Annotated in this window: 9 protein-coding genes; 5 read left to right on the forward strand and 4 right to left on the reverse strand. The window is 73.9% G+C overall.

Annotated elements, in window-relative coordinates:
* Positions 1–121 precede the first annotated feature (121 nt).
* From AB8735_RS02950 to AB8735_RS02960, 3 genes are read left to right on the forward strand one after another with little or no spacing between them, the layout of a single operon-like run.
* Positions 122–7513, forward strand: coding sequence for an SDR family NAD(P)-dependent oxidoreductase (locus AB8735_RS02950; RefSeq protein ID WP_372405093.1), 7392 nt, complete (start codon positions 122–124; stop codon positions 7511–7513).
* Positions 7510–8586, forward strand: coding sequence for an SDR family oxidoreductase (locus AB8735_RS02955; protein ID WP_344026782.1), 1077 nt, complete (start codon positions 7510–7512; stop codon positions 8584–8586). The genes AB8735_RS02950 and AB8735_RS02955 overlap by 4 nt, the downstream gene beginning before the upstream one ends.
* Before the next feature lie 12 nt (positions 8587–8598).
* On the forward strand, positions 8599–9102 hold the full coding sequence (locus AB8735_RS02960; RefSeq protein WP_372405095.1) for a hypothetical protein: 504 nt from the start codon (positions 8599–8601) through the stop codon (positions 9100–9102).
* Positions 9103–9142: 40 nt separating this feature from the next.
* Here AB8735_RS02960 and AB8735_RS02965 read toward each other — a convergent pair whose 3' ends face one another.
* Positions 9143–9640 (reverse strand): NUDIX domain-containing protein, encoded by a 498-nt coding sequence (locus AB8735_RS02965; protein ID WP_372405098.1) that lies wholly within the window; start codon positions 9638–9640, stop codon positions 9143–9145.
* On the reverse strand, positions 9637–9963 hold the full coding sequence (locus tag AB8735_RS02970) for a MazG-like family protein (RefSeq protein ID WP_372405101.1): 327 nt from the start codon (positions 9961–9963) through the stop codon (positions 9637–9639). The genes AB8735_RS02965 and AB8735_RS02970 overlap by 4 nt, the downstream gene beginning before the upstream one ends.
* A 170-nt stretch (positions 9964–10133) precedes the next feature.
* On the opposite strand from AB8735_RS02970, the gene AB8735_RS02975 reads away from it, so the two are divergent.
* Entirely contained in the window at positions 10134–10931 is a 798-nt protein-coding gene (locus AB8735_RS02975; RefSeq protein WP_372405102.1) for an inositol monophosphatase, read from the forward strand.
* Positions 10932–10988: 57 nt separating this feature from the next.
* A complete protein-coding gene (locus AB8735_RS02980) occupies positions 10989–11684 on the forward strand; it encodes an alpha/beta hydrolase (protein ID WP_344026791.1) in 696 nt (231 codons plus the stop codon).
* A 26-nt stretch (positions 11685–11710) separates the two neighbouring features.
* Here AB8735_RS02980 and AB8735_RS02985 read toward each other — a convergent pair whose 3' ends face one another.
* On the reverse strand, positions 11711–12058 hold the full coding sequence (locus AB8735_RS02985; protein WP_372405105.1) for a hypothetical protein: 348 nt from the start codon (positions 12056–12058) through the stop codon (positions 11711–11713).
* A 176-nt stretch (positions 12059–12234) separates the two neighbouring features.
* Positions 12235–13194, reverse strand: a complete 960-nt coding sequence (locus AB8735_RS02990; protein WP_372405107.1) for an ArsR/SmtB family transcription factor — start codon at positions 13192–13194, stop codon at positions 12235–12237.
* Positions 13195–13278 lie beyond the last annotated feature (84 nt).

Consider the following 13278-nt stretch of genomic DNA (forward strand, 5'->3'; position numbering starts at 1 on the left):
CGGACGGGTGACGTGCTGCGTACCGACGGGCGGTAGCGGCGCCCGAACGCCGTGCCAGCGGATGCATGCCTGGAGCGGGTGCCGGAGGGTGTGTGCCGGGGGACGGACGAAGGGAACACTCGTGCCGGAGCCTGACGCGGTCGCCGTGGTGGGTGTGGGATGCCGGCTGCCCGGCGGCATCCGGTCGCTCGACGCCCTGTGGGAGGTGCTGGCCGCCGGGCGCGACGTGATCGGCGAGGTGCCGCCGGAGCGCTTCGACGCCCGGGAGTTCACCGATGCCCCGGGCCGGGGACGCCCCGGCCGCTCGTACACGGCGGCGGGCGGGTTCCTGGCCGACGACCCGGCCCTCTTCGACGCGGACTTCTTCGGGCTGTCCCCGAAGGAGGCCTCCCGGGTGGACCCGCAGCAGCGGCTGATGCTGGAGTGCTCCGTGGAGGCCCTGGACGATGCGGGCATCGACGCGGCGCTGCTGGCCGGCGGCGACACCGCCGTGGTGGTGGGGACCTCCACGCACGACTACTTCGACCTCCAGCAGCGGCGGCCGGCCACAGCCAACGCGTACAGCATGAGTGGTGGCGCGGCGACGAACACCGCCAATCGCGTCTCCCACTTCCTCGACCTCCGCGGACCGTCCCTGGCGGTGGACACGGCCTGTTCCTCGGCGCTCATGGCGGTGCACGAGGCGTGCGTCATGCTGCGCACCGGCCGCAGCGGCCTCGCACTGGCCGGTGGGGTGAGCCTGCTGTTGGGACCGGGCGGATTCATCGGGTTCTCCCAGGCCTCGATGCTCTCCCCCAGCGGCCGGTGCCGGCCGTTCTCCGCACGGGCGGACGGCTTCGTCCGGGCCGAGGGCGCCGCGGTGGTCGTACTCAAACCGCTGGCCGCCGCGCTCGCCGACGGCGACCGGGTGCACGCGGTCGTCGTCGCCAGCGGCGCCAACGCCGACGGCCGCACCACCGGCCTGTCGCTGCCGAACGCCCGGGCCCAGGCGGACCTGTTGCGGCAGGTGTACGCAGAAGCGGGCATCGCCCCCGACGAGGTGGCCTATGTCGAGGCGCACGGCACGGGCACGCCGACGGGCGACCCGCTGGAGTGCGAGGCCCTGGGCGTCGTGCTGGGGCGCGAGCGCACCGGCCCTGCCCTGCCCATCGGTTCGGTCAAGTCCAACCTGGGGCACCTGGAGGCGGCGGCCGGGCTGGCCGGGCTCCTCAAGGCCGTCCTGGTGCTGCGGGAGGATCGGATCCCGGCGACGCTGCACGCGCTGCCGCCGAACGAGGCCATCGACTTCTGCGGGCTGGGCCTGGCGCCGGTGGCCGAGGAGCGGCCGCTGGCCGGCACCGGACGCCGGGTGGTGGGCGTCAACTCCTTCGGATTCGGCGGGGCCAACGTCCACGCCGTGCTCGCCGCCGCTCCCCCGGCCCGGGAAGGGGACCGGCCCGGCACCAGCACACCGCTCCTGCTGTCCGCACGCACCCCCGCGGCACTGGCGGACGCGGCCCGTCGCTGGGCGGAGCACCTCGACGCCACCGCGCCGGCCGATCTCCACGACCTCGGATTCACCGCCTGCCGCCGCCGTACGCTCTGGGGCGGCCACCGCATGGCCGTGGTCGCCCGAGAACCCGGGGAAGCGGCACGCGCGCTGCGTTCGCTGGCGGACGGCGGCCCGGCCGAGGCAGGCGCCTCGGGAAAGGCGGTGGGCCGGGGCAGGGTGGCGTTCGTGTTCAGCGGCAACGGCTCGCAGTGGTACGGCATGGGGCGCCAACTGCTGGCCGAGGAGCGGCCGTTCGCGGCCGAGGTGGCGGCGGTGGACGACGAACTGACCCCGCTCCTGGGCTGGTCGGTGCTGGAGGAGATGGCCCGGCCGGGCGATCCCGGACAGTGGCGGCGCACCGAGGTGGCCCAGCCACTGCTGTTCGCCCTGCAGGCCGGGCTGGCCGGGGCGCTGGCCGCCCGGGGCGTGCGGCCCTCGGCGGTGACTGGTCACAGTGTGGGGGAAGTGGCGGCGGCCTACTGCGCGGGCGCCCTGGACCGGGCCGCCGCCTGCCGGGTCATCGCCGAGCGCAGCCGGGCCCAGGCCCGTACCGCCGGATCGGGCCGGATGGCCGCGGTCGGCCTGGGGGCCGAGGAGGCCGGGCGCCTCCTGGAGGACCCGCGCTGGTCCGGCAGGCTGGTCGTGGCAGGAATCAACAGCGACCACGACGTGACCGTGGCGGGCGAGGACTCCGCACTGGCCGCGCTCGGCGTCCACCTCACCGGGCAGGAGGTGTTCTTCCGGGACCTGGACCTGGAGTACGCCTTCCACAGCCCCGCCATGGACGGCGTCCGCACGATGCTCAAGGACGGCCTGGCCGGTCTCGTCCCGCGCGAGAACCACCTCACGATGGTGTCCACGGTCACCGGTGCCGAGGTGGCGGGCCGGGACCTGGACGCCGACCACTGGTGGCGCAACCTGCGGGAACCCATCCGGTTCTCCCGGGCCGTCGCCGCGCTGACCGATCCCGGGGGCTGCGACGTCCTCGTGGAAATCGGCCCGCATCCGGTGCTGGGCCCCTATCTGCGCTCTGCGGCGGCCGACGCGCCGGAGCCGGTCGCCGTCGTGCCCACGCTGCGCCGTACATCGGCCGGACCGGTGGCGCTGGACACTGCCCAGGCCCGGCTGCTGGCCGTCGGCGCCGCCGTCGACTGGGGCGAGGTCTTCCCCGTCCCGGGGCGGGTGATGACCGCGCCCGCCCATCCCTGGCAGCGCGAACACCACTGGAACGGCAGCCCCTCCTGGTGGCGCGAGGACACGGCCGACGAGGAGGGCCCGGCCGCCGTGCACCCCTTGCTCGGCACGCGGCAACGGGCACCGCACCCGGCCTGGCAGCGGCCGCTGGAGCCCGGCGGCCCGATCCGGCCGGACGGTCACGGGGCCGGCGCCGCCGTCGTACCGCTCGCGGCACACCTGGCCCTGGCCCTGGCCGCGGGGCGCACGGTCCTCGACGCCCCGGTCGAGGTCACCGGCCTCACCGTCTCCGGGGCGCCCACCGCACCGGCGCAGCTTCCGGTGCCGGAGTCGCTGCTGCACTGCGAGCTGTCGCGCGACGGGCAGTTCACCGTCGCGACACGCCAACGCCCGTCCGGGGAATGGGAGGAGCACGCCCGCTGCCGGATCCGCAGACTGCTGCGCGACCGCCCCCCGGCCCTCGACGCGACGGCGATCGCCGCCCGCCTGACCGGCCTCATCACCGCCGACGACCACTACGCGTCCTGCACCCGCGCGGGCCTCCACCACACCCCTGCCGTCCGCACGCTGACCGGGCTGCGCACCGGTGACGCAGAGGTGCTGGCCCACTATGCCGCACCTGCCGGCGAAGTCACCGACGAACCAGCCCTCCTGGACGGAATCCTCCGGGCGGCGGCACCGCTGGCGCGAAGCATCCCGGGTGACGAAGCGGCCCACTTGCCCGCCGAAGTCGCCGAGGTACGGTGCTGGCAGCCCCTCCCGGCGGCCGGAACCGTGCACGTACGCACCCGGACCACGGCCGACGGCCAGGCCGTCTGGGACATGACGGCGGCCGACGCCCACGGCACGGTGGCCCTGGAACTGCTCGGCGTCCGCGGCCGCACGTCCGAAGCCGGCGGCATCGCCGACGCCCCGCGCCTGACCGAGGTCCTGCGGGCCGCGCCGCTGCCCGGAACGCCCGCGCCCGGCGTACCGCTGCCCGCACCCGCGGCCGTCGTCGACCGCTGCGCCGCCGGGCTGGCCTCGCTCGGGGAACGCCAGGACATCCACCGCTATCGGCGCGTCCTTTCCTGGGCACGGTTGCTGTCCGCTCACTCCACTGTGGCGGCAGTCCGGGAACTGCTGCCCGGATGCGCGGAGTTCACCCTCGACGACCTGCTGCAGGCCGGAGCGCTGCCGCGGCACATCCGGCTGCTGCGCGCCCTGGCCGGGGTCGCCGCGTCCTGCGGGGCGCTCACCGCCACCGGCAGGGGCTGGCGACCGGCCCTGGACCCCGACCCGCGCCGGGTCTTCCAGGAGGCGGTGCGCGACGTGCCCGAGGAGATCGCCACGTTCCACGCCTTCGGAGTGGCCGGCCGGCACCTCGCCGCGGTGCTGCGCGGTACGAAGGATCCACTCGAACTCCTGCTGTCCGGACCGGACTCGGTGGCGGCCCGCTACTACGACGCCAACGGAACCGCCAGTCACAACAACCGGATCGCCCGGCTGCTGGTGCAGTCCCTGGTTTCGGATCTGCCGCCGGGCCGACCGCTGCGCGTGCTGGAGGCCGGTGCCGGCACGGGGAGCACCACCGCTCTGCTGCTCCCCGAACTGCCGCCCGCCTCGGCCCACTACACCTACACCGACGTCTCCACGGCCTTCTTCCCCCGGGCGCGCGACCGGTTCCGCGACTTCCCCTCCCTCGACTTCCGGCGTCTCGACCTGGAGGCCGACCCGGGCGAACAGGGCTTTGCCGAGGGGTCGTTCGACCTGGTGATCGCGTCCAACGTCCTGCACACCACCCGTGACCTGGCCGCGGCCCTGACCCGCGTCGGCGGACTGCTCGCCGACCACGGTCTGCTGCTCGCGCTGGAGAACCACGACAGCTCGCTGCTGACCCCCGTGTTCGGGCTGCTGGACTCCTACTGGCACGCCACCGACACCGATCTGCGCCCCGACGGTCCCCTGCTCGCCCGCGAGGCCTGGCCACCGTTGCTCGAACGCCACGGTTTCACCGGCACTGTCCAGGTGTGCCACCCGGCCGAGCCCGCCCGCAATGCCTACTCTGCGCTCCTCGCGGCCCGCCGGCCCCGGCCGGCACCTACCGCGCACCAGGTGGCGGGCGGTGGCCGGCGGTGCACGGCGCTGGTGGCGCCCCTCGATACGGCCGACCCCGCCTTCCTGCTGTCCGCCCTGCGCACCCGCATCGGCCCGGCGTCGGTCCACGACGTGGCCGACAGCACGGATCCGGAGCAGTGGGCGCGGTGGCTCGGACAGGACTCCCCCTCCCTCGAAGTGGTGCTGCTGTGCGCACCCGACGATGGTGGCCCCGACGACGGCGCCCCTGTGGAGCGCACCGGCCGCGCGGTCCACGGGACGGCCGTGCTGCGTGCCGTCGCGCTCGCCGCCCGAAGCCTGCCGCCGCACTGCCGGGTGACACTCTGGCTGGTGGTCCCGGGCGCCGCGGACGACGGACGCTGTCCGCCCACCGGCACGGGCGCGGGCGCGGCCCTGTGGGGCGCGGCCCGGACACTGGCCAACGAATGCCCCGGGATGCGGGTGCGCAGGGTGGCCATGACCGGCCCCGGCAGCACCGGAGGAGCGGGGGAACGGCTCGTGACGGAGATCCTGGCCGGATCCGACGAGGACGAGATCCTGCTCACCCCGCACGGGCGTTTCGTCCCCCGACTCGTCCCGCCCGCTCCCTCGCGGCAGCCCGCAACCGGTGGGCCCGCCACGCCCCGTACGCTGACGCTCTCCGCTCCCGGCCCGCGCTACCGGCTGGACTGGCGACCCTCCGTACCACCGGTGCCCGGACCGGGTGAAATCGTCGTCGAGGTCGGAGCGGCCGGCCTCAACTACCGCGATGTGCTGGCGGCCACCGCCCTGGTGGCCCTGCCCGCGACGGCCCCCGGTCTGGAGTACGCCGGCACAGTGACCGCCGTGGGCCCCGGGGTGGACACACCGGCCCCCGGCGACCGGGTCCTGGGACTGGCCCCGGGGAGCTTGGGCACCCATGTCCGGGGACGGGCCGACCGGGCCATCGCCGTACCCCCGCACTTGAGCCTCACCGAGGCCGCCACCGTCCCGGCCGCCTTTCTGACCGTCCAGCACGCTCTGGGGCACCTCGCCCGGCTCCGCGCCGGCGAGACCGTTCTGGTGCACGGGGGCGCAGGCGGTGTGGGCCTGGCAGCCGTCCAGTACGCCCAGCGGGTGGGCGCCCGGGTCGTCGCCACGGCCGGCACCCCCGCCAAGCGCGACCTGCTGCGCCTGCTCGGCGTCGAGCACGTCCTTCCGTCCCGCGGCCTGCGCTTCGCCGACCGTGTCCGCGACCTCACCGGGGGCGAGGGGGTCGATGTCGTCCTCAACTCCCTGGCGGGCGAGGCCCTGGTCCGCAGCCTGGAACTGCTCGGGCACGACGGCCGGTTCATCGAACTGGGCAAACGCGACTTCCTCGCCGACACCTCGCTGCCGACCGCGGCCTTCGACCGCGGCCTGTCGTTCTTCGCCTTCGACATCCTCCCCTGGTGCGACCGGGCCGACGAGGTGGCCGACGGCCACCTCGCGGCGATCGGCGAAGCCCTGCGCAACGGCGCGTACCGGCCGCTGCCGCACCGCGTCTTCCCCGCCGGCCAGGTCCACGAGGCCTTCACCTGCCTTCAGCACTCCCGGCACACCGGCAAGCTGGTCGTCTCCCTGGAGGACCCGGCGCCGCCCTCCCCGCCCTCGGCCCCACCGGCCCTGGACCCCCGCGCCACCTATCTCGTCACCGGTGGCCTCGGCGGATTCGGAGCCGCGACGGCGGCGCACCTGGCCGCCCGCGGGGCCCGGCACCTGACCCTGGTCGGCCGCCGGGGCATCCGTACTCCAGAGGCACCGGCCCTGCTGGCGGAGCTGGCCCGGCAGGGGGTGGAGGTGGCCGTGCACGCCGCCGACGCCGCGGACGCGGCGGCCATGCGCACCGTCATGGCCGGCATCGACGCCGCGCAGCGGCGCCTCGCCGGCGTGGTGCACGCCGCGATGGTGCTGGACGACGCCCCGCTGGAGGAGCTGACCGACGACCGCGTCCGGGCGGTGCTCGATGCCAAGATGACCGCCGGACTGGTCCTGGACGACCTCACCCGGCACCGCGATCTCGACTTCTTCGTCGTGCACAGCTCGGTGGCGGGTCTGCTGGGCAATATGCACCAGGCACCCTACGCAGCCGCGAACACCGCGCTGGAGGCCCTGGTCCGCGAACGCCGCCGCGCCGGGCTGCCCGGCCTCGCCGTCCAGTGGGGGACGATCGGCGGAACCGGCCATGTGCACCGCGCCCGGCGAACCGGACGGACCGTGGCACCGCTCTGCGCGGACGACCTCACGGTCGGCGAAGCGCTGTCGGCGCTGGACGCCCTGCTGGCCGACCCCGGCGCGGAGGTGGTGATGGTCGGCCGGATCGACTGGGGCCGGGCCGGGCGACTGCTGTACAGCCTGTCCGCTCCCCGCACCGGCGCCCTGCTGCCCGACGAGGCGCCACCGGACGACGCCGCCACCGCGCCCGACCGCGGAGACCGGGACGGGACGATGGAGGTCCTGACCGGGCTGCTGGCCCGCGTCCTGCAGACCACCGCCGACCGCGTCGACCCGCAACGCCCCCTCGACGACCTGGGCGTCGACTCCCTCATGGCCTCCGAATTCGCCACGCTGGTCCGACAGCGCCTGGGCTGCGCGCTCCCCACCACGGAACTGCTGGGAGGCACCAGCCTCACCACGCTCGCCGACCGGGTCCTCGCCCACCACGACGCCGTCGGCCCGCCGCCCGTCCGATGACCGTCCTGATCACCGGAGGCACCGGCTTCCTGGGCCTGCACCTGGTGCGCGAACTCCTCACCCGGCACCGGTCCTTGATCCTGCTCGTCCGCCCCGGCTCCCCGCCGGCCCTGCCCCGCATCCACCGCTTCCTGGCCCACGGCGGCACACCGGAATCCGAACTGCGCATGCTGGAAAGCCGGTTGGAATTCGTGACGGCCGACGTCACCCTGCCGCGCCTCGGCCTGGACGAAACGGCCTTCCACCGGCTCGCCGACGGCATCGGGATGCTCTGGCACTGTGCGGCCGACATCTCCCTCAACCCCGCCGATCCCGGCGTCCACACCCGCAACACCGGGGGAATGCGCCGGATCCTGGAGCTGCTGGAGGCGGCGGGGCCCGGGGCCCTGCTCGGTCATGCCAGCACCCTGGCCGTCGCGGGAGCACGGCGCGATGGGCGCGTACCCGAGGCGCCATTGGACGGCGCCTCCGGTTTCAACTCCCCCTACGAGGAGTCGAAGTTCCTGTGCGAGCTCCTGATCCAGGACTGGTGTGCCCGCCACGGCCGGGCCGCCGCCGTCTTCCGCCTGCCCGCCCTGATCACCGCCGCCCCCTCCTATCCGGGGCGCCCGGCGCACCCATTGGCCATCGCGGCGGCCCTCGGCCGCACGGTGCCGCCCGCCGCCCCCGGATCACCGGTATCCGTCGCGCGGCTCCGCCTGCCGGACACCCACGAGGACGCGCTCGTCAACTTCCTGCCCGTGGAGCACGTGGCACATGTCATGACCGAGACCCTGGAACGCGAACACCCTTCCCGGGCACGCGTCTATCAGATCGCACACCCGCGCGGCACGCCCGGCACCACGGTCACCCGCGTCCTTGCCCGTCACCTCGGCGGCGGCACGGCCCTCACCCTGGGCCCCGGCCCCGCCACCACCCCCGCCGAACAGTTGCTGCAGCGGGCCTGGGCGGGGTTCCTGCCCCTCCTGGCCACCACCCGCCGCTACGAGATCACCCGGCTGACCGCCCTGGGGCTGGCCTGGCCCGCCGATGACCTCCTCGGCGAGGCCTATCTGACGGCCTCACTGGCCTGACACCCAACGGCCTTGACCCATTGGGGTACCTGTCCGCATGTGTACGACGGGGCGAACCCCGCCGCCCGGCTCCACCGCGACGTGCGGGTGTACCGGATCTTCGAAGGAGCGACCGAGGCCCTCGTCGACTTCCTCGGCGCGCGTACGCTCGCCCGGCCGGAACGCGTTGCCGCGCTGACCGCCGGCACGGAGACGGCGGCCTGCCTCCACGAAGCCGTCGAGACCGCTCCCGCCACCGACCAGGACCGGCAACGGGCCCGGACCGGGCGGGCTTTGATGTGGTCCCTCGCCCTGGCGGCGGTACGGTCCCGCCCCTCATCCGGCAGACCGGATGCGCCACGGCACCGGCCGCCCTCCGGACGGGCGCCGGGCTACCCTGCCGCGTCCCAGCACCCGGACGAACTCGCCGCGACCGTGGCCGCGTACGGCGAGCGGATCGGGGACGTGGAGCCCTCCCTGCCCGGAGGGTGGACGGCTGCGGACCCCCTGCTGCGGAGCGAACTCCCGGCCGGCTGACGGCCGGTGGCACGGCCCACCGGGACGCTCTTCGAACGGGTCATGTCCACTCCCCCGTCTCGATGTAGGACGCGCCCTCGCCCCGCCGCGCGGCCATCACCGCCACCAGGCGGCGGAACGTCGGCGGATCGCACAACCGCTCCCAGTCCTCCACCGTCCGCACCTGCCACTCCGTGTGCTCGTCCGGATCGAGCCGGATCGACGCGAGCTGCTCATCGGTGAGGGCCCCGCCGTCGAAGATAAACCCGGCCCGGCACGCCACCCAGCCCCCGACCGACGGCATGAAGTGGACGGCCAGCAGGCGCGGCGGGCCGGTGAAGTCGAGGCCGGTCTCCTCCCGGCACTCGCGCACCGCCGTCTCCCAGGGGGATTCACCGGCGTCGGTGTTGCCCCCGGGGAACTGCCACACCCCCGTGGCGACGGACGAGAGCAGTTGCAGCGGACGTCCGGCGGTGTCGGTGAAGAGCAACGACCCGTACATCGTGACCTTCTGCAGACGCGCGCTGCACTCCTCCGGCGGCACCCATGCGTTCGTCAACGCCCGTTCCCTTCGGCGAGATCGCACCGGGCAGTGCGGTCCAGGTGCTCGGCGAAGACCGTGCGGGCGTCCGGGGTGAGCCGCTGCAACGCGACCATGGCCGTGATGATCACGTCGCACACCTCCGCCTCGACGTCGGCCCAGGTGTGGGAGAAACCCTTGCGCGGGTTCTGCCCCATGACGCCGATGACGGCCTCGGCGGCCTCACCGGCCTCTTCGCCGATCTTCAGGATCTGCAGGACGCGCCGCATGTCGCCGTCGTGCCGGCTGTGCCGGTCGAGTCTTTCGGTCAGGCCGACGATGCTGTCCCAGACGGAGTCCACGTCTTCCCCTCCTGTCAGTTCCGGCCGAGTTCACACAGTTCATGGAACATCCTGCCGGAATACGCGAGTTGCCGGAACGAACCCTGTTCGTCGCCCTCGACGCCACCTCGGAGGGCGGTGCTGCCGATCCGCCCCACGGGCGTCGACACCGTCCCGATACTGTGCGCGCCGTGATCAACTCATGGACAGGCCTTGACGACACCGAAGTGGCGATAGCCGCGGCACGTGCCGGCGCCGAGGTCGTGCACGCCAAGTACGGACAGCGGCTCACCCGTATCGACAAGGGCGCCGGAGACTTCGCCACCGACGCCGATGTGACGGCCGAGGAGGCGATCCTCGGCGTCATCCGTGCCGCGCGGCCGGATGACGCCGTACTCGGCGAGGAGGGCGGGCAGCGGGGCGCGGCCGGCTCGGCGCGTCAGTGGCTGGTGGACCCGTTGTGCGGCACGCTCAACTACGCCGTCGGCACCATGGTGGTGGCCGTCAATGTGGCCCTGCGCGACGGTCCGGCCGCGGTGGCCGATCCGTTCGCCGACGAGGTCTTCTTCACCGACGGTGCGGCGGCCCGGGTCCGGCGCGACGGGGCCGACGAGCGGCTGACGCCCACGGCGGCCTCCCGGTTGGTGGACGTGAACCTGGACCCGCCCTTTCCGAGTGCGCCCGGGTTCAAGGCGGTTGACCTGCTCGCCCACCCCGGGTTCGTCGAACGCTTCCGGCCCCGGGTCGTGTCCACGACGCTGGCCCTGGCCTGGGTCGCGGCCGGAAAGCGCGCCGCCTATGTCACCGACGGCGGTGACCTGACCGAGAGCGTGCACTTCGCCGCCGGTATTGCCCTGTGCCGGGCCGCCGGCTGCGTCGTCACCGGAATCGACGGCGCTCCGACCGGGCCGACGGGACGGGGGCTTCTCGTGGCCGCGGACGCCGGGACCCACGGGCTGCTGCTGTCGATGATCCGCAGCCGCGGATAGGCTCGTATCGCAAGTATTTCCGGGCCAGTTGTCGGACGGCTCCGCTACGGTGCGGCCATGGCGAATTTCGTACTGGTCGCAGGCGCGCGGCTCGGGGCGTGGGCGTGGGACGAGGTGGTGCCGTATCTGCGTGCGGCCGGCCATGGCGCTCACCCGTTGACGCTGTCCGGCCTCGCCGAGAAGCGGGACGTGCCGGCCGGGCAGCAGACCCACGTCCAGGACATCGTCGCCGAGGTCCAACGCCGGGATCTGCGCGATGTCGTCCTGGTGGGCCACAGTTACGCCGGCATCCCGGTCGGCCAGGCCGCGGAGCGGATCGGCGACCGGCTGGCGCGCGTCGTCTTCGTCGACTCCTGCGTTCCGGCCGACGGCGAGTCGTTCCTCTCCGCCTGGCCGGACGGCGGGGCGGAGGTGAAGGCGGCGATCGCCGAGAACGGCGGATCCTGGCCGCTCGTCCCCGCATCCTATTACGAGGGCCAGGATCTCACCGATGAGCAGATCGCCCGGATCGCGGCCGGCTCGACGCCGCACCCGGGCGCCACGCTCACCGAACCCGCCGTATTGGCGCGGCCACTCGGCGATCTTCCGGCGACCTACGTCATATGCCTGTACGCCGGAGCCGAGCCCGGCGACGACGTGGCCGAACTGCTGGCCGGTGAGCACTGGCGGCTGGTCGAGCTGGACACCGGTCACTGGCCGATGTTCTCCCGGCCGCGCGAACTCGCCGATGTATTCCTCGGCTTGGCCACGTAACGAAGCCACCGCCTGGCCCACCGTTCTCAGGGGCAGGAGTCGATGCGGACCGATCCGATACCGACGGGCGGGTTGAAGTACATGGGGCTTTGCCCCTGCCTGACGACATTGCCGGTGCAATTACGGGACTGGAAGGCCGTCATGCTCCCACTACCGGCTCGGCTGCCGACCGTGACGCTATGGATGTGGGTGGTCAGGGAGGGATTGACGCACTGCCCGACGGCGACCTGCCGGGAGCTGACGGTCGTGCCGTCGTCGATTTGCAGGGAGCAGGCGGCAAGAGGCGCGGCCGAGGCGGAGGTTGCGAGGACGAGGGCGGCCCCGAGCGATCCGATGACGCTGCTGATGCGGGCGAGCCGGGGCAAGGATGGCATGGGTGGGCCTCCAGAGGTGGTCGCTGCCGTGTGCTGCTATCCGGGGTAAATCGTCTGATCGTGGGGGTGGTTGCTGCAATCACTCACAGGGGTGGGACGATCACGAACCCGTCTTCGGACGGGCGCGGGCGGAACGAAGCACCCGACAGACGGCGTTCCGGCCCGTTGGACGGCTCTCAGGCACCTCCCCGTAGCAGCAGGCTGCCGAGCGCGGTGCGCCGGTGCAGGACCGCCTTGCCCGCACGCGAGGTGGAGATCAGCCCGGCGCCGCGCAGGGCCGCGGTGTGGGCCGAGACCGTGGCGGCGCTGACGCGGAGCCGTCGGGCGAGCTCGGTCGTGGTGTGCTCCTCGGCCAGCAGGCGCAGGAGTTCGGCACGGGTGCTCCCGATCACCTTGGCCAGTGCCTGCGGGCCGGCGGAGCCGTCCGGCCGGGGCAGCAGGCCGGTACCCGCCGGGTAGGTGACCGCGACAGGACGGTCCGGGAGATCGGATACCAGCGGCCCGCCGGTCCAGTGGAAGGTGGGCAGGAGGAGCAGACCGCGTCCGCCGAGGCGGACCTCCCGCGGCCTGCCCGGGAGTTCCCAGACGCCTCCGTGCAGACGGGCACCCGGCAGCAGCCCGGACAGCACCGAACCGACGCCGCCTTCGGCGAGTTGAACGGCCCGGCGGAGGAACTCGGCGTGATGCAGATCCTGTACCTGCGCCCAGACCGGGCCGAGCATCGCCTGGAACGCCGCATGCTGCGCACGGTGGACCACGCGCCACGCCCCGGGGTCGTCCCGGTGCAGGTCACGGATCCACGCGGGGGCGGGGGTGCGCACGGCTGCGTAGACGCGTTCCAGTTCGGCACCGGCCAGCCCGGGCGAGGCCGGACGGACGTGGTCCAGGGCGTCCGGGAGGGAATCGGTCAGGACGTCCAGGAAGCTCGGCGCCGGCCCGGCCGGGACGAGGTCGGCGAGCGGGTGGGCCGCCTTCGGCAGGGTGTGCAGCGCCCTGCGCCGCCACGGTCCGTGGAGGAGTTCCCCGTCGCGGCGGCACATCATCGTCAGTGCCACATTGAGCTCTTGGAGCGGCGCCGGTCTGGGGGCGAGGGCGACCCGGGCGAAGTCGTCCGGTGCGAAGTGGATCCGGATCATGGAAGTCCCCCCCCCGGTGGCGCCAGCCTTGAGCCTCCAACCTAAACGATCGTCCGCGACCGTACGGGCGGGCGAGCATGCGCC

The sequence above is a fragment of the Streptomyces luteireticuli genome (assembly GCF_041519305.1).
Taxonomy (GTDB): Bacteria; Actinomycetota; Actinomycetes; order Streptomycetales; family Streptomycetaceae; genus Streptomyces; species Streptomyces luteireticuli.

Excerpts from the sequence above, each read along its gene's own strand:
- AB8735_RS02955 (WP_344026782.1), top strand. The coding sequence starts at position 7,510 with ATGACCGTCCTGATCACCGGAGGCACCGGCTTCCTGGGCCTGCACCTG.
- AB8735_RS02980 (WP_344026791.1), top strand. The coding sequence starts at position 10,989 with ATGGCGAATTTCGTACTGGTCGCAGGCGCGCGGCTCGGGGCGTGGGCG.
- AB8735_RS02985 (WP_372405105.1), bottom strand. The coding sequence starts at position 12,058 with ATGCCATCCTTGCCCCGGCTCGCCCGCATCAGCAGCGTCATCGGATCG.
- AB8735_RS02990 (WP_372405107.1), bottom strand. The coding sequence starts at position 13,194 with ATGATCCGGATCCACTTCGCACCGGACGACTTCGCCCGGGTCGCCCTC.